The following is a 15198-nucleotide window of genomic DNA, read 5'->3' on the forward strand; positions in this document are numbered from 1 at the left end:
AACGCCGGCCGACGACGGCTGGAACTACCCGGAATGAGGACGTAGGGACTGCTGATGTTTGGCACGTCCACAAAGCGGGGAGCACCGCACCGTCGCGGTGGTCGGTTTCGTCACTGATTCAGCTACTGAGGCAGATCAGGCAAAGCGAAACGAAGCGCTCTTCCGCGGTGAAGCAAGTGCGAGAGGTGGCAGCCAGAGACAGAAGCAGCTACATCGGCGGCGCGAAGAGCGTGGTGCTACTGCACGGTCGACTTCGATCCATTGCAGCCCCACCTCCTCCGGCCGGTCCCTCGTAAGGGAGTTCCTTCGGCGTCGGGGCTTGATCGCGACGCTTCTGCGTGCTGCCCCGAACCACCGGGCAAGAGTAGCAGCCGACGCAACTGTCAAGGTGCTGCTTTGCCCGCTACTGGCGAGTTCTATGCTCGCCGCATGGCAGATGTTCTTCCTCTGGTCGAGGCCCGGTTGCGCAGCGCGCTGGGCGAACCGGACGCGCGCGCGGCGGTCACCTTCCTGGGCACGGACCGCATCGAGGTGCTCCGCTTCCAGGAGGCCGGCATCGTCCGCTACGCCTCGCTCGGCATGTCCGCCCACCCCATGACGGACCCCACGGCGGTGGTCGCCGACCCGGTCAAGGGGCCGCGCGCCGAGCTGGTCCTCTCCGTCCGTGCCGGGCTCGCCGAGACCGACAAGGTGCTCCGGCCGCTCGCCGTGCTCGCCGCGTCCCCGCAGGTGGAGGGCCTGGTCGTGGCTCCCGGCGCGTCCCTGGACGTCGGTGAGCCGCTGTGGCCCGGCGCCCCGTTCACCTCCGTCCTGGTCGCCGAGCCGGGCGGTCTGGTGGAGGACCTGGAGCTCGACGAGCCACTCGACCCCGTACGGTTCCTTCCGCTGCTGCCGATGACCCCGAACGAGGCCGCCTGGAAGCGCGTGCACGGCGCGCAGGCGCTTCAGGAGAAGTGGCTCACCTCGGGGACGGACCTCCGGGATCCGTCCCGGAAGTCCGTCCCGCTGGAGTGAGGAAGCTCACCAACGCCTGCCCGCGTAGCGTCAGTTGGCGAACACGGTGACGCCGTCCTCGGTCGCGTGCTTCGGCTCCAGCTCCTCCGCCTCGTGGGTGAGGGCCTTGCGCCGAACGACGACCACGGCCGCACCGGCGACAGCGGTGACGGCCGCCACCACGAACGGGACGTGGACGTCGGTCCACTCCTCGATCTTCGGCGCGAAGAACGGAGCGGCCGCCGCCGCGAACCAGCGGACGAAGTTGTAGCCCGCGCTCGCCACCGGCCGGGGCGCGTCCGAGACACCGAGGGCCAGCTCGGTGTAGACGGTGTTGTTCACGCCGATGAAGGCGCCGGACAGGATCGTGCAGACGACGGCGGCCGTGTGCGAGCCGTAGCCGAGCACCAGCACGTCGGCCGCGAGCAGCACCAGCGAACCGCCGAGCACCTTCAGCGAACCGAAGCGCTTCTGGAGCCGGGGCGCGACGATCACCGAGAAGACGGCGAGCAGCACGCCCCAGGCGAAGAACACCGCTCCCGACCGGTACGGGCTCATGTTCAGCACGAACGGCGTGAAGGCCAGCACGGTGAAGAACGTGTAGTTGTAGAAGAACGCCGAGGCCGCCGCGGAGGCGAGGCCGCCGTGGCCGAGGGCCTTGACCGGGTCCAGCAGCGAGGTCTTGCGGGCCGGCTTGGGCTGCTCCTTCAGGAACACCGCGATGCAGAGGAAGCCGACGGCCATCAGGAACGCCGTGCCGAAGAACGGGTAGCGCCAGCTGGCGTCCCCGAGCAGGGCGCCCAGCAGCGGGCCGCAGGCCATGCCGAGGCCCAGGGCCGACTCGTACAGCAGGATCGCCGCGGCGCTGCCGCCGGCCGCCGCGCCGACGATGACCGCGAGGGCCGTCGAGACGAACAGTGCGTTGCCGAGGCCCCATCCGGCCCGGAACCCGACCAGTTCACCGACGGATCCGGAGGTGCCCGCGAGCCCGGCGAACACCACGACGAACGCGAGGCCGAGCAGCAGGGTCCGGCGGCCGCCGATCCGGCTGGAGACGAAGCCGGTCACCAGCATCGCGACGGCGGTGATGAGGAAGTACGAGGTGAAGAGCAGGGAGACCTGGCTCGCCGTGGCGTCGAGGCCCTGGGCGATGGACGGCAGGATCGGGTCGACCAGCCCGATGCCCATGAAGGCGACGACTGACGCCCCGGCGGTCGCCCACACGGACTTGGGCTGCTTCAACAGGCCGCCCGCTCCGGCGTCGAAGGGGTCCATTGCTCGCTCCCTTTCCCGAGACTGAGTAGTTGGTATCTACACATATTAAGTTAGCTAGACTAATTAATGCAAGCTGCATCTAGTGTGGGTGGTGAAGGGTTCCGTCCGGATGGGTGATCGTCCTTGACGCGGCGGGGCGGGGGTAGGACCGTGGGGCCCTATGAGGGGCGAACCCAGTTGCCCGAAGTGCGGTGGCCGGGTCAGGGCTCCCGGCCTCTTCTCCGACTCGTGGCAGTGCGATGTGCACGGCACCGTTCATCCGGTGCAGCCCGTGATACCGCCCAGCGTCGACGCCCTCAACGTCGTGGTGCACCGCACCCAGGTGCCGCTGTGGATGCCGTGGCCGTTGCCGGTGGGGTGGCTGTTCACGGGGGTGGCCTGCGCGGGGGACGACCGCACGGGCGGCCGGGCGACCGCCGTCGCCTGCACGGGGCCCGGCCCGCTCGGCGGGATGGGCGAGCTGATCCTGGTGGCCGAGGAGCTCGGCGTCGGACTCGGCGCGCGGTACGCCGGCATGGACGGGCCCGACCCCGGGCCGCACATGAACGTCGAGAAGCCGCCTCAGGCGAAGGTGCTGGCCGCCGGGCGGCCCACGCCGTTGTGGCATGTGGCCGGGGCGCCGGACGACCGGGCGGTGTTCGCGGGCGAGGCGCTCGGAATGTGGCTCTGGGCGGTGGTGTGGCCCGAGCAGTCCGGGTTGCTGATGTACGACGAGCTGGTGCTGACGGATCTGCGGGATGCCGGCGCCGAGGTCGAGCTGGTGCCGTGCGGCGCCCTGTCGCCGCGTTTGCTGGGGCCCTGAGGGGTTGTGTAGGGGGCGCTTGCCGGGTTCGGGTGTGACATGGGGCGCTGAAAAGCTGGTTATCCTTGAGCAGTCCTGTCGTCCCGCCCGTGTCTGGAGTCCGTGTCGTGCGTATCGATCTGCACACCCACTCCACCGCTTCCGACGGGACGGACTCGCCCGCCGAGCTGGTGCGGAAGGCCGCTGTCGCCGGGCTGGACGTCGTCGCGCTCACCGATCATGACACCACCCGCGGGCATGCCGAGGCGATCGCCGCGCTGCCCGAGGGCATCACGCTGGTCACCGGGGCCGAGCTCTCCTGCCGGATCGACGGGATCAGCATGCACATGCTGGCCTACCTCTTCGACGCCGAGGAGCCCGCGCTGCTCGCCGAGCGGGAGCTGGTCCGGGACGACCGGGTGCCGCGCGCCCAGGGCATGATCGCCAAGCTTCAGGAGCTGGGCGTCCCCGTGACGTGGGAGCAGGTGGCGCGGATCGCCGGTGACGGGTCCGTCGGGCGCCCGCACGTGGCGAGCGCGCTCGTCGAGCTCGGTGTCGTGCCGACCGTGAACGACGCCTTCACACCGGACTGGCTGGCCGACGGCGGCCGGGTGTTCGTGGAGAAGCACGAGACCGACCCCTTCGAGGCCATCCGGCTGATCAAGGGCGCGGGCGGGGTCGCGGTGTTCGCGCATCCCGGCGCGAGCAAGCGGGGGCTCACGGTGCCGGAGGCCGCCATCGCCGAGATGGCCGCTGCCGGGCTGGACGGCGTCGAGGTGGACCACATGGACCACGACGCGGACACCCGTGCGCGGCTGCGGGGGCTGGCCAAGGAGCTCGGTCTTCTCGTGACCGGGTCGTCGGACTACCACGGCAGCCGGAAGACCTGCGTACTCGGGGAGTACACGACGGATCCCGAGGTGTACGGGGAGATCACGCGGCGGGCCTTCGGAGCGTTTCCCGTGCCGGGGGCCGGCGGAGCCGTCTGAGCTCTCTCCCCTGTAGGCCCGTGCCCGTCTCTCTCTTCTCCTTCTTTCTCTCACCCGGCGCTGTCCGCTGCGCCCAGGCGTTCCGCACTGCGCACCGCCTGCCCGTGGCGGCAGCCCCCTGCGCAAGGCTCACTCATGTTCGACGTCGCCGTCTTCGGCTCCCTGTTCCTGACCCTCTTCGTCATCATGGATCCCCCGGGGATCACCCCGATCTTCCTCGCGCTCACCGCCGGCCGGCCCGGCAAGGTGCAGAAGCGGATGGCCTTCCAGGCCGTCTGCGTCGCCGGCGGTGTGATCACCGTGTTCGGTCTCCTCGGGCACCAGATCCTTAACTACCTGCACGTGTCCGTGCCCGCGCTGATGATCGCGGGCGGGTTGCTGCTCCTGCTGATCGCGCTGGACCTGCTCACCGGCAAGACCGACGAGCCGAAGCAGACCAAGGACGTCAACGTCGCCCTCGTACCGCTGGGCATGCCGCTGCTGGCCGGGCCCGGCGCGATCGTGTCGGTCATCCTCGCCGTGCAGAAGGCCCACAGCGTCGCCACCCAGGTGTCGGTCTGGGCGGCGATCATCGCCATCCACGTCGTGCTGTGGCTGGTGATGCGCTACTCGCTGGTGATCATCCGGATCATCAAGGACGGCGGTGTGGTCCTGGTGACCCGCCTCGCCGGCATGATGCTCTCCGCGATCGCCGTGCAGCAGATCATCAACGGCGTCACGCAGGTGATCCAGGGCAGCTGACGATCCCCGTCAGGCGCGCAGGACACCGCGGATCTCCCGGGCCGGTCCCGGGTGGCCGAGGTACTCGTCCATCTTGTGCGCGCGCTCGCGGCCGTTGGGGACGGCCAGCTGGGTGAGCTTCCCCCACCGTTCGTCCTCCAGGGGACAGCCGATGGCCACCGTGTCCGTGGGGCACCAGACGTTCACCCAGTCACGCACCCGGGGCGGCTGGTGCGGGCCGCGGGTGAGGAGCCGCTCGTTGACCCCGTCCAGGCCGAGCGGGCTGCCCGCGGTGACCAGCAGCACGGGGTCGAGGCTCTCGGGGAGCCGGGTCAGGAGGTCCACCCCCACGACCGTGCCCAGGCTGTGCGTGACCAGCACCAGCTCGCCGCTGGTCGGCATCGTCTCCATGACGCTGTCCAGCACCGCCTGCCGTACGGCGCTGTCCCCGAGGTACAGGTCGACGTCCCGCAGGAACGTGGCGATGGTCCACTCGTCCAGGTCCGACTTGGCGGCGAGCCAGGCCAGCGGCCGGTGCAGCACGCCGACCAGGCCCGCGCCGAAACCCTCCGTGGTCGCCGGACCGTTCTGGGGCATGCCGGCCCGGGCGGCCGCCTCGTAGAGCAGTCGCTCGTAGGAGCCCGTGGGCGACTCCGCGGCGAACATCTCGGCGGCAGCGGCGGCGCTCAGCTGGTCGAGGCCGATGGGCCCGGCCGCGCTCTCCCTGACGCTCACGAGGTCGTGCAGTCTCGTGCCGTAGAACGGGAACCACACGTCCTCCGGGTCCAGCGGAGGGAGCGTGGCGAGGGTGAGCCCGCGGTTCAGGCCGGCCGTCCAGGTACGGCGGAGCTCGTCGGGGTAGTTGTCCTGCTGGTCACGGCCGTGCAGGAAGACCAGGTGCTGACGGCCGCCGAAGGCGCCGGCGCGGGCCCGGAGCCCGACCCTGGGCCGCTCGCCCCCGGCCCTGGGGGCCGTCGTGGCGGCTTCGGGGACCGAGGGGATCGTGACACCCGGTACCGCGGTCGTCCCCTGCGGCTGTGCCCCGGGGGCCGGCGCGGTGGTCATGGCCTGGTCCAGGCCGGCGTCCGGACCCATCTCGGCCAGCAGGGCACGCCGCGCCGGGTCGAGGTCCAGCCCGGCCAGGTGCTTGAGGATCGAGCTGATCCGGACGCCCTCGTTGGCGACCCAATCGATGGCGTCGTCGCCGTCGCCCTGCTGCCAGGGCCGGCCGTCCTTGCGCAGGACGCGGCCCTGGTCGTCCTTCTTGGGCACGCCGCTGTGGTGCAGCGCCACGACCTCCCACTGGTCGTTGAAGACGGGGGAGCCGGAGTTCCCCGGTTCGGTGTCGGTCGTGTAGTGCACGAAGTCGTCGAGGCGGACCAGCACCGCGTTGTCGCGCAGTGCGATCTCCTTCAGCCGCCCCGAGGGGTGGCCGATGATGTTGACCTTCTCGCCGAGCACCAGCTTGCCGAGCTGCACGCTCAGCCGGTTCCAGCCGAAGATCTCGCCCGGAGGCGGGCCGTCCAGGGTGGGCGCGACCGCCACGAGGGCGAAGTCGAGCCGCCGGTCCGCCGCGAAGAAGGTCCCGGGGTCGAGCTCCATCCGGACGACCGTGTCGGGCAGGTTGTCTGCGGTGACCTGGGCGTTGAACTCCGCGAAGCAGCGGCGCGCGAAGCTCTCGTCGGGCAGGACGTGGTGGTTGGTCATCATCAGCCGCGGCGAGACCAGGAAGCCGGTGCCGTGCGGCAGCTCGCGGCCGTCGCGCCGCAGCGTGATCCGGGCGACCGTGGCCCCGGCCCTGACCCCGCGCGGCAGGAAGCTCCAGGCCTGGAGCTCGTTGGACAGGTCGATGATCCGCTCGTTGGCGTCGGGCAGGTCCATGGCTTCGCGGTGGATGTCCGCCACCACCGCCGAGGGCGACAGACCGCCCCGGTCGAGGATCCGGTCGGCGCGCACGGCGAGGGCGTCCGGGGAGTCGGGGAACCGCACACCGGCCGCCAGCCGGCCCTCCACCCGCTCGCGCTCCGCGGCGGAGTCCTCGTAGCGCCGTGCGGCCTCGTCGGCTGCCTGCTCGTGCAGTTCCTGGTGTGACCGGTCCGTCACCGACATGCTCCACCGTCCTGTTCTGGTTCGCGCTGGGCTCCTCAGCCAGTACGCCCCCGACCAGGGAGGTCCGCAACAGCGGAGCCCCCGCACGGCCGATGCCGGGCGGGGGCTTTCGAAGTGTGGGAGAGCTGCGCGCGTTATGAGGCCGTGGTCCCGGCCGGGCGGATCCAGAGGCGCTGCCCTATGGCGGCCGCCTGCTGAACGATGCGGTTGACGGAGGCGGCGTCCACAACGGTCGAGTCCACAGCAGTGCCGTCGACGTCGTCGAGTCGCATGATTTCGAAGCGCAAGGGCTTCTCCCTTCGTCTGGTCATCCTCCTGAGGAGAACTACTCGGTGTGCGGCCCACCGGCATCGGTGCTCGGTGTTCCGTATGGGTCAACAGGGATGCACGTGTCAAACATTCCCTACGCTAAGGAAATTTTTCGAACTGCTAATTACCAAGCCGTAAGAGTGTCGTTACGGGACCGACCGGGACCGGTTGTGTTCACAGCGTGACCGCCGGGACAATGGAGGTGATGAACGACGATCTCCCGGCCCTCAGCGCCCGCATCGACCACACCAACGAGCTGCTCCAGCGCATGCTCGCCGAGGTGGCGAAGACGCCCTCGACCCACGCGATCTTCGTCGATGCCGGGTACCTGTACGCGGCCGGAGGACGCCTCATCGCCGGCACGGAGGACCGCCGCGCTTTCGACCTGGACGCCGAAGGCCTGATCGACGCCCTCATCGACAAGGCCCGCACGATCTTCGCGGACAGCCGGCTGCTGCGGGTCTACTGGTACGACGGCGCCCGCCGCCGCATCCACACGGCCGAGCAGCAGACCATCGCGGAGCTGCCGGACGTCAAGGTGCGCCTCGGCAACCTCAACGCCAACAACCAGCAAAAGGGCGTCGATTCGCTCATCCGCTCCGACCTGGAGTCCCTCGCCCGGCACCGCGCCATCAGCGACGCGGCCCTGCTCGGCGGCGACGAGGACCTGGTGTCGGCGGTGGAGGCGGCCCAGGGGTACGGCGCCCGGGTCCACCTCTGGGGCATCGAGGCCCCGGAGGGCCGCAACCAGGCGGAGCCCCTCCTGTGGGAGGTCGACAGCCAGCGCACCTTCGACCTCGACTTCTTCAAGCCGTACGTCTCCCGCCGCACGGCCCCCGCCTACGAGACGGCCGCCGGCCGGCCCACCCGCGAGGACGTGCGGTTCGTGGGCGCGCAGATCGCGGCGAAGTGGCTGGCGGCACGCGGCCGGGACACACTGGTCGAGCTGCTGCCCGGCCACCCGTACCTGCCCGGCTCGGTGGACCAGGACCTGCTCGTGGAGGCGGAGGGTCTCCTGCAGTACTCACTGCGCGGCCAGGCGGACCTGCGGCGGGCACTGCGGGACGGCTTCTGGGATCACCTGCGGACGCAGTACTAGGGCGTGCCGGCAGCGGCCTTCGACGGGCCCGGCCCGATGCCGTCCCAGAAGTCGGCGAGGGCGTGGGCCGTCGGGATCGGCCGGTCGGCGTTGGGGGAGTGCTCGGCCCCGGTGACGACCGTGCGGTGCGCCTCCAGCCGCAGGGCCATGTCGTCGAGGAGCGCCACCGGCCAGGTGTCGTCGTGCGCGCCCGACAGGACGTGGAACGGCAGCGGGACGGCGGCGAGTTCGGCCACCCGGTCCGGCTCGGTGCACAACTGACGTCCGGTCGCGAGCAGTTGTGCGGGACTGTGGCCGAGCCAGCGGCGGCGCAGCTGGTCCTGATCACCGAGGCCGCGGGCGGGCCCGCCGACTTCCTCCGGCGGTCCCATGGCCTGGATGGCCTCCCACACCTCCTCCATCGACAGCACGGCGAGCGCGTCCCGCAGCAGCTTCACGCGCTGTTGCTGGGAGACGGAGATCTCCGCCGGGCCGGACGAGACCAGCGTGAAGGAGACGAAGGGGGAGTGGTCGAGCAGCACGGCCGCACGGGCGATCTGCCCGCCGAGCGAGTGCCCCACGAGGTGGACGGGCCCGCCCAGCGCCTCGGCCTGCGCGAGCACGTCCCGCGCCAGTTCCCGCTGGGCGTAGGCGGATTCGTCGTCCAGGGGACCGTCCGACTCGTGCTGCCCCCGCCCGTCCACGGCGACGACCCGGTACCCCCGCTGTGCGAGCGGCTCGTGCAGCAACCGGAAGTCCTCCTTGCTCCCGGTGAACCCCGGCAGCATCAGGACGACTCCCCTGCCTTCCTCACCCGCCGCCGGCGACGAGTCGACGACGGCGAACTCGCCGCGCGCGGTGCGCAGGAGGTAGGCGCGGGCGCCCGGGGGCGGGGGGAAGGCGGGGCGGCTGGTCACGGGGCGAGGGTAGCGGGTGGGAACCGCCCCCGGGCTCCGGGTGAACGCCGACGGCCCGGCTCCCCGTGAGGGGGCCGGGCCGTCGGAAAGGGGTGTGTCAGCCCTCCGTGAACTCCGCGGCGGCCGTGGCCTTGCGGGTGCGGCGGGCCCTGGGCTTCGCCTCCGTCGCGTCCTCCGAAGCGGCAGCCGTGGCGGCCGTGGTCGCCTTGCGCGTACGGCGCGGCTTGGCGGCCTCCGGCTCCTGATCCGCCTGTGCGGGGATCTCGGTGGGCTCGGCAGCCTTGCGGGTGCGGCGGCGCGGCTTGGCCTCCGTGCCCTCGGCCGTGTCGACGGCGGCCTCGGCCGCTGCGGCGGTCTTCCGCGTGCGGCGCGGCTTGGCCTCGGCGGCTTCCGCGTCCGGGGCGGTGGCGGCGGTCTTCCGCGTGCGCCGCGGCTTGGCCTCGGCGGTCTCCGGCTCCTGAGCCGTCTGGGCCGGGATCTCGGCGACGGCCGCTGCGGCCGTCTTGCGAGCGCGGCGCGGCTTGGCCTCCGTGCCTTCCGCCGTGTCGACGGCGTCCTGCGCCGGGGTGGCTGCCTTGCGGGTGCGGCGCGGCTTGGTCTCCGTGGCCTCCGGCACCTCGGCCGTGGCCGTGGTCTCGGCGGTCTTGCGGGTGCGGCGGCGCGGCTTGGCCTCGGTGGCCTCGGCCGTGTCGACGGCGGCCTCGGCCGCCGCTGCCGTCGCCTTGCGCGTACGCCGGGGCTTCGCCGCGGGCGCCTCGGCGGTGTCCTGTGCCGCTGCGGCCGTCTTGCGGGTGCGGCGCGGCTTGGCCTCGGTCGCCTCGGCCGTGTCGACGCTCGCCTCGGCCTTCGCGGCCGTCTTGCGGGTCCGTCGCGGCTTCGTCTCCGCCGGCTCCGCAGCGGACTCGGTGGTTCCCGCGGCCGTGTCGACCGCCGATTCGGCCGCGGACGCCGCCGTGGCCTTGCGGGTGCGGCGGCGCGGCGTGGCGGCGGCAGCCTCCGGCAGCGTGGCTTCCGCAGCGGCGGGGGCCTCGGCGACGATCGCCGGCTCCGGGGCCGACGGGGCCACCGCGGCCTCGGTCTCCACCGCGGGCGTCTCCGAGCGGCGCGTACGACGTCGGCGCGGCTTCGCGGCCGTCTCCGGAGCCTCGGCAGTCGTGCCCTCCGCCGTCGCGACGGCGGTCTCCGCCTGCTCGGACGCGGGGGACTCGACCGCCGTGACCGGAGCCGCCTCGGACTGGGCCCCGCCGCGGGTGCGGCGACGGCGGCGCGGGGTGCGCGGGGCCGTGACGGCGTCCGCCTCGGCGGCGCCGTCGGTGGCCGTGATGTCCGGCGCGGTGGTGCCGGCGGACTCGGGCGCCCCGTCCATCGCGGCACCGCCGCGCGTACGACGGCGGCGACGCGGCGTACGCGACGACGAGCGCTCGCGGTCGGCCGAACGGGACTCGTCCCGGTCGCCGCGGCCACCTCGGCCGTCGCGACCGCGCGGCCCCCGGCCGCCGGTCTCGCCCAGGTCCTCCAGCTCCTCCGCGTCCAGCCCGGCGCGCTTGCGCTCCGAGCGCGGCAGGACGCCCTTCGTGCCCTCGGGGATACCGAGGTCGGTGAAGAGGTGCGGGGAGGTGGAGTACGTCTCCGGCGGGTCGTTGAAGCCCAGGTCCAGCGCCTTGTTGATCAGCTGCCAGCGCGGGATGTCGTCCCAGTCGACGAGCGTGATCGCGATGCCCTTGGCGCCCGCGCGGCCCGTACGGCCGATGCGGTGCAGGTACGTCTTCTCCTCTTCCGGCGACTGGTAGTTGATGACGTGCGTGACGCCCTCGACGTCGATGCCGCGCGCGGCGACGTCGGTGCAGACGAGCACGTCCACCTTGCCGTTGCGGAAGGCACGCAGGGCCTGCTCGCGGGCGCCCTGGCCCAGGTCGCCGTGGACCGCGCCGGAGGCGAAGCCGCGCTGCTTGAGCTGGTCGGCGAGGTCGGCCGCCGTGCGTTTGGTGCGGCAGAAGACCATGACCAGCCCGCGGCCCTCGGCCTGAAGGATGCGCGCGACCATCTCGGGCTTGTCCATGTTGTGCGCGCGGTAGATGAACTGCTTGGTGTTCGCGACCGTCTTGCCCGCGTCGTCCGGCGCCGTGGCGCTGATGTGCGTGGGCTGCGACATGTAGCGGCGGGCGAGGCCGATGACCGCGCCCGGCATGGTGGCCGAGAACAGCATCGTCTGGCGCCGCACCGGCAGCATGTTGATGATCTTCTCGACGTCGGGCAGGAAGCCCAGGTCGAGCATTTCGTCGGCCTCGTCGAGAACCAGGCTCTTGACGTGCTTCAGGTTCAGCTTCTTCTGCCCGGCGAGGTCGAGGAGCCGGCCCGGGGTGCCGACGACCACGTCGACGCCCTTCTTCAGGGCCTCGACCTGGGGCTCGTAGGCCCGGCCGCCGTAGATGGCGAGGACGCGTACGTTACGCACCTTGCCCGCGGTCAGCAGGTCGTTGGTGACCTGCGTGCACAGCTCGCGGGTGGGGACGACGACGAGCGCCTGCGGGGCCTCGGTGAGGGCCTCGGGCTCGGCGCGCCCGGCCTCGACGTCGGCGGGGACGGTGACGCGCTCCAGGAGCGGGAGACCGAAGCCCAGCGTCTTGCCGGTGCCGGTCTTGGCCTGGCCGATGACGTCCGTGCCCGTCAGGGCCACGGGGAGCGTCATCTCCTGGATGGGGAAGGGGGTGATGATGCCGACGGCTTCAAGGGCCTCGGCGGTCTCGGGGAGGATTCCGAGCTCTCGGAACGTAGTCAGGGTGCTGCCTCTTCTGTGTGGGCGGCGCGAGGCGAGCGCGGGGTCGTGTCAGACCGTGCCGGGGACGTCGGCTGCTTACGGGCGGGCCGAAAAGCACGGGACCGCGCCGACGCTCTAGCGCTCGTGCCGCTGAGGGTGTCCCCCTCCGGGACTCGTACGCACTGAGGCGGACGGCCGGGGAGGGCTGTCGGGTCGGAGCCGATCGGGCCACCGACCGGGCATCCTCATACGTGCGGCCTGTCGAGGTACGTCGACGTACCAGCAGGCGCATTACCACCATACCCCGGAATCGCGCACATGCGATGGCCGATTCGGTCACGTAGTCGTCGTCACAGTGATTGACCAGGGCCTTACGCCCCCCGGCGGGCAGACTATTGTGCGCTGCATGACGAGCTCTGACAAGCCTGAGAACGCCTCGGACACCGCCGCCGCCGAACCCACCTCAGTCGCCGCCCGGGACTGGGCGACGGCCTCCGCCGACCCGCAGTACCGCGCCGCGGTCGTGGACCTGCTCGGTGCGCTCGCGTACGGGGAGCTGGCGGCGTTCGAGCGGCTCGCGGAGGACGCCAAGCTGGCGCCGACGCTGGCGGACAAGGCGGCGCTGGCGAAGATGGCGTCGGCGGAGTTCCACCACTTCGAGAGGCTGCGCGACCGGCTCGCCGAGATCGGGGAGGAGCCGACGCGGGCGATGGAGCCGTTCGTCGCCGCGTACGACGGGTTCCACAAGCAGACGGCCCCCTCGGACTGGCTGGAGGGCCTCGTCAAGGCCTACGTCGGCGACTCCATCGCCAGCGACTTCTACCGAGAGGTCGCCGCCCGGCTGGACTCCGACTCCCGCAACCTGGTGCTGGCCGTGCTCGACGACACGGGACACGGCGGCTTCGCCGTGGAGAAGGTGCGGGCCGCGATCGACGTCGACCCGCGTGTGGGCGGGCGGCTCGCGCTGTGGGCGCGGCGGCTGATGGGGGAGGCCCTGTCGCAGTCCCAGCGGGTGGTCGCCGACCGGGACGCGCTGTCGACCATGCTGGTCGGCGGGGTCGCGGACGGCTTCGACCTCGCCGAAGTCGGCAAGATGTTCTCCCGGATCACCGAGGCCCACACCAAGCGGATGGCCGCTCTTGGGCTGGCCGCCTAGTCCATCGCCGGGCGGCCGGGCCACGTCGTCAGCGCCGCCACCGTCGGCGACTGCTCAGGCGGTCGCCGACCGGCGGCGCAGTCTTCCCGCGGGGCGCAGCAGCAGCGACAGCGAGGCCACGGAGACGATCACCGCGCCGAGCAGGACGATCAGCACGTGCCCGGCGTCCAGCGCGCTGTGCATGACGAAGGCCCCGAAGAGGGAGCCCGCGACACCGGTCGACAGCACCATGGGACGGGCCGGGAGACGGTGCGACAGGCGGTGTGCGGCCGCCCACGCCAGAGCCAGGCCGAGGATCGCGGAGCTCAGCGCTTCCAAGAGCATGTCGGGGTCCCTCCCACACGGCCGGCTGCCCACTTCGGTCGTAGCCCGTCTTACCCCTGACCTGCGGAATCCAATCCACCCCTGTGGGCGACTTGTGCTCCATCCGTGAAGGAAGCGGTGTGCCGCAAGGCAAGTACGGGGCCACGCAGGAGGGGTGTCCGAGGGACGGCAACGCAAACGGGGCGGGTCGGCCGAAGCCGTCCCGCCCCGCTCCGCGCATGCGCTACAGCGCGCCGAAGCCCACCTTGCGCGGGGCCGGCTCACCGATCTCGACGTACGCGAGACGGTCGGCCGGGACGAGGAGCTTGCGGCCGTGCTCGTCCACGAGGCTCAGCAGCTGCGACTTGCCTGCCAGTGCCTCGGCGACCACGCGCTCGACCTCCTCGGCAGTCTGACCGCTCTCCAGAACGATCTCGCGGGGCGCGTGCTGCACGCCGATCTTGACCTCCACGGCTATGTCCCTCCGACGGTCAGTGATGTGCGCGACCTTCCGCGCCGTACGCAGCACACATTAGCCCGGTGAGGGGACGCACATGCTCCGCCCGACAACGCCACGAGCGAACACCGGGCGGGAACAAAGCGCCCGTCAGTGGTGCGGCTGGTCCATGCCGTGCAGCGGGAAGCCCGCGATACCGCGCCACGCCAGCGACGTGAGCAGCTGTACGGCCTGGTCGCGCGGCACGCTGCGGTCGCTGTGCAGCCAGGACCGCGCCACCACCTGGGCCAGGCCGCCCAGGCCGGAGGCGAGCAGCATGGACTCCGCGCGCGACAGGCCGGTGTCCTCGGCGATGACGTCGCAGATCGCCTCCGCGCACTCGTTCGTGACCTTGTCGACGCGCTCGCGCACGGCGGGCTCGTTCGTCAGGTCCGACTCGAATACCAGGCGGAAGGCGCCGCCGTCGTCCTCGACGTAGGCGAAGTAGGCGTCCATCGTCGCCCGGACGCGCTGCTTGTTGTCGGTGGTCGACGCGAGCGCGTTCCGTACGGACTGGATGAGCGACTCGCAGTGCTGGTCCAGCAGTGCGAGATAGAGGTCGAGCTTGCCCGGGAAGTGCTGGTAGAGCACCGGCTTGCTGACGCCCGCGCGCTCGGCGATGTCGTCCATCGCGGCCGCGTGGTAGCCCTGGGCCACGAAGACCTCCTGGGCGGCGCCCAGAAGCTGGTTGCGTCGGGCACGGCGCGGCAGGCGTGTGCCCCGCGGGCGAACCGCCTCTGTCTGCTCGATGGCTGTCACGCCGCCTCCCATGTTCGTCCATGTGCGGATCTGGCCGCGTCGCCATCGTACTTTTCGGTAACCGTGGTGTGCGCGGTGAGAACGCAGAATTTCACGGACCGGACGGTTTCGAAAGCGGTTGCGAAGGTTTCAAACAGGGTCAGAGCGGGCAAAATGCTGCCTCTTTCCTGTTCGGAGGAGCTGCTCGCCGCCCGTCGGCGGCGAGTGTCACCGGTAGTCGTCCTCGTCGAGCGAGACGATCCGGGCCTGCTCCACCAGGTCGGCCTCGCTGGCCCGGTCCGGGTCGACGGCGGTCAGCGGGTCGTCGCGGTCCGGCGCGATGTCCGCCTGCTGCTCGGCCGCGTCGACCTCGGGGGCCTCGACGTCGAACTCCTGCGCCTCCGGCGCGTCCTCGACCTCGAACGTCTCGGGGTCGGTGGGGTCTACGGCCATGCTGGGCTCCCTTCCTACGAACGTCCCTGGGAATGCAGGGGCCACACGCGGGTGCCCTCTGTACGAGCCTAGGAGACACCCGATCCGGACGCTATGCGATCCGCGTCCGGGACATGACCCGGT

General features: G+C 71.6%; 15 protein-coding genes. 6 read left to right on the plus strand and 9 right to left on the minus strand.

Annotated features, from left to right (window positions below):
• The first annotated feature begins 429 nt into the window (after positions 1-429).
• The gene (locus A4E84_RS26450) at positions 430-1014 is read left to right on the plus strand and encodes a suppressor of fused domain protein (protein ID WP_062928932.1); all 585 of its coding nucleotides are present in this window, start codon (positions 430-432) and stop codon (positions 1012-1014) included.
• 30 nt (positions 1015-1044) lie between these two features.
• Here A4E84_RS26450 and A4E84_RS26455 read toward each other — a convergent pair whose 3' ends face one another.
• A complete protein-coding gene (locus A4E84_RS26455) occupies positions 1045-2268 on the minus strand; it encodes an MFS transporter (RefSeq protein WP_062928933.1) in 1224 nt (407 codons plus the stop codon).
• 160 nt (positions 2269-2428) lie between these two features.
• Here A4E84_RS26455 and A4E84_RS26460 point away from each other — a divergent pair, with 160 nt between their 5' ends.
• The 3 genes from A4E84_RS26460 (at position 2429) to A4E84_RS26470 (ending at position 4779) form a co-directional block, all read left to right on the plus strand.
• Complete coding sequence (locus tag A4E84_RS26460) at positions 2429-3070, plus strand: DUF6758 family protein (RefSeq protein WP_033311058.1); 642 nt, start codon at positions 2429-2431, stop codon at positions 3068-3070.
• A 107-nt stretch (positions 3071-3177) separates the two neighbouring features.
• Positions 3178-4038, plus strand: a complete 861-nt coding sequence (locus tag A4E84_RS26465) for a PHP domain-containing protein (protein WP_062928934.1) — start codon at positions 3178-3180, stop codon at positions 4036-4038.
• A gap of 135 nt (positions 4039-4173) precedes the next feature.
• The gene (locus A4E84_RS26470) at positions 4174-4779 is read left to right on the plus strand and encodes a MarC family protein (RefSeq protein WP_062928935.1); all 606 of its coding nucleotides are present in this window, start codon (positions 4174-4176) and stop codon (positions 4777-4779) included.
• Between the two features lie 9 nt (positions 4780-4788).
• Here the strand turns inward: A4E84_RS26470 and A4E84_RS26475 are convergent, their stop codons facing one another.
• The gene (locus tag A4E84_RS26475; RefSeq protein WP_062928936.1) at positions 4789-6867 is read right to left on the minus strand and encodes a trypsin-like serine peptidase; all 2079 of its coding nucleotides are present in this window, start codon (positions 6865-6867) and stop codon (positions 4789-4791) included.
• A gap of 134 nt (positions 6868-7001) precedes the next feature.
• Positions 7002-7154, minus strand: a complete 153-nt coding sequence (locus A4E84_RS43520; protein WP_167455418.1) for a hypothetical protein — start codon at positions 7152-7154, stop codon at positions 7002-7004.
• 227 nt (positions 7155-7381) lie between these two features.
• Between A4E84_RS43520 and A4E84_RS26480 the strand changes: the two genes are divergently transcribed.
• On the plus strand, positions 7382-8275 hold the full coding sequence (locus tag A4E84_RS26480; RefSeq protein ID WP_062928937.1) for an NYN domain-containing protein: 894 nt from the start codon (positions 7382-7384) through the stop codon (positions 8273-8275).
• Here the strand turns inward: A4E84_RS26480 and A4E84_RS26485 are convergent.
• Entirely contained in the window at positions 8272-9171 is a 900-nt protein-coding gene (locus A4E84_RS26485; RefSeq protein ID WP_062928938.1) for an alpha/beta fold hydrolase, read from the minus strand. The two genes, A4E84_RS26480 and A4E84_RS26485, sit on opposite strands and share 4 nt — an antisense overlap.
• Positions 9172-9268: 97 nt before the next feature.
• Positions 9269-11860 (minus strand): DEAD/DEAH box helicase, encoded by a 2592-nt coding sequence (locus A4E84_RS26490; RefSeq protein ID WP_062928939.1) that lies wholly within the window; start codon positions 11858-11860, stop codon positions 9269-9271.
• 475 nt (positions 11861-12335) lie between these two features.
• Between A4E84_RS26490 and A4E84_RS26500 the strand changes: the two genes are divergently transcribed.
• Positions 12336-13085 carry a ferritin-like fold-containing protein gene (locus tag A4E84_RS26500; RefSeq protein ID WP_062928941.1) on the plus strand — a complete coding sequence of 250 codons (750 nt, stop codon included), beginning with the start codon at positions 12336-12338 and terminating at the stop codon, positions 13083-13085.
• A gap of 54 nt (positions 13086-13139) precedes the next feature.
• Here the strand turns inward: A4E84_RS26500 and A4E84_RS26505 are convergent, their stop codons facing one another.
• The 4 genes from A4E84_RS26505 to A4E84_RS26520 all read right to left on the minus strand — a co-directional run bounded on the left by A4E84_RS26505 (position 13140) and on the right by A4E84_RS26520 (position 15075).
• A complete protein-coding gene (locus A4E84_RS26505; protein WP_062928942.1) occupies positions 13140-13409 on the minus strand; it encodes a hypothetical protein in 270 nt (89 codons plus the stop codon).
• A 223-nt stretch (positions 13410-13632) separates the two neighbouring features.
• Complete coding sequence (locus tag A4E84_RS26510; RefSeq protein WP_030854792.1) at positions 13633-13860, minus strand: DUF3107 domain-containing protein; 228 nt, start codon at positions 13858-13860, stop codon at positions 13633-13635.
• 135 nt (positions 13861-13995) lie between these two features.
• Positions 13996-14643: a TetR/AcrR family transcriptional regulator gene (locus tag A4E84_RS26515; protein WP_031132394.1), complete on the minus strand. Its 648-nt coding sequence runs from the start codon at positions 14641-14643 to the stop codon at positions 13996-13998.
• Positions 14644-14850: 207 nt separating this feature from the next.
• Complete coding sequence (locus A4E84_RS26520) at positions 14851-15075, minus strand: hypothetical protein (protein WP_062928943.1); 225 nt, start codon at positions 15073-15075, stop codon at positions 14851-14853.
• Positions 15076-15198: the final 123 nt, after the last annotated feature.

The sequence above is a fragment of the Streptomyces qaidamensis genome, from assembly GCF_001611795.1.
GTDB classification, from domain to species: Bacteria; Actinomycetota; Actinomycetes; order Streptomycetales; family Streptomycetaceae; genus Streptomyces; species Streptomyces qaidamensis.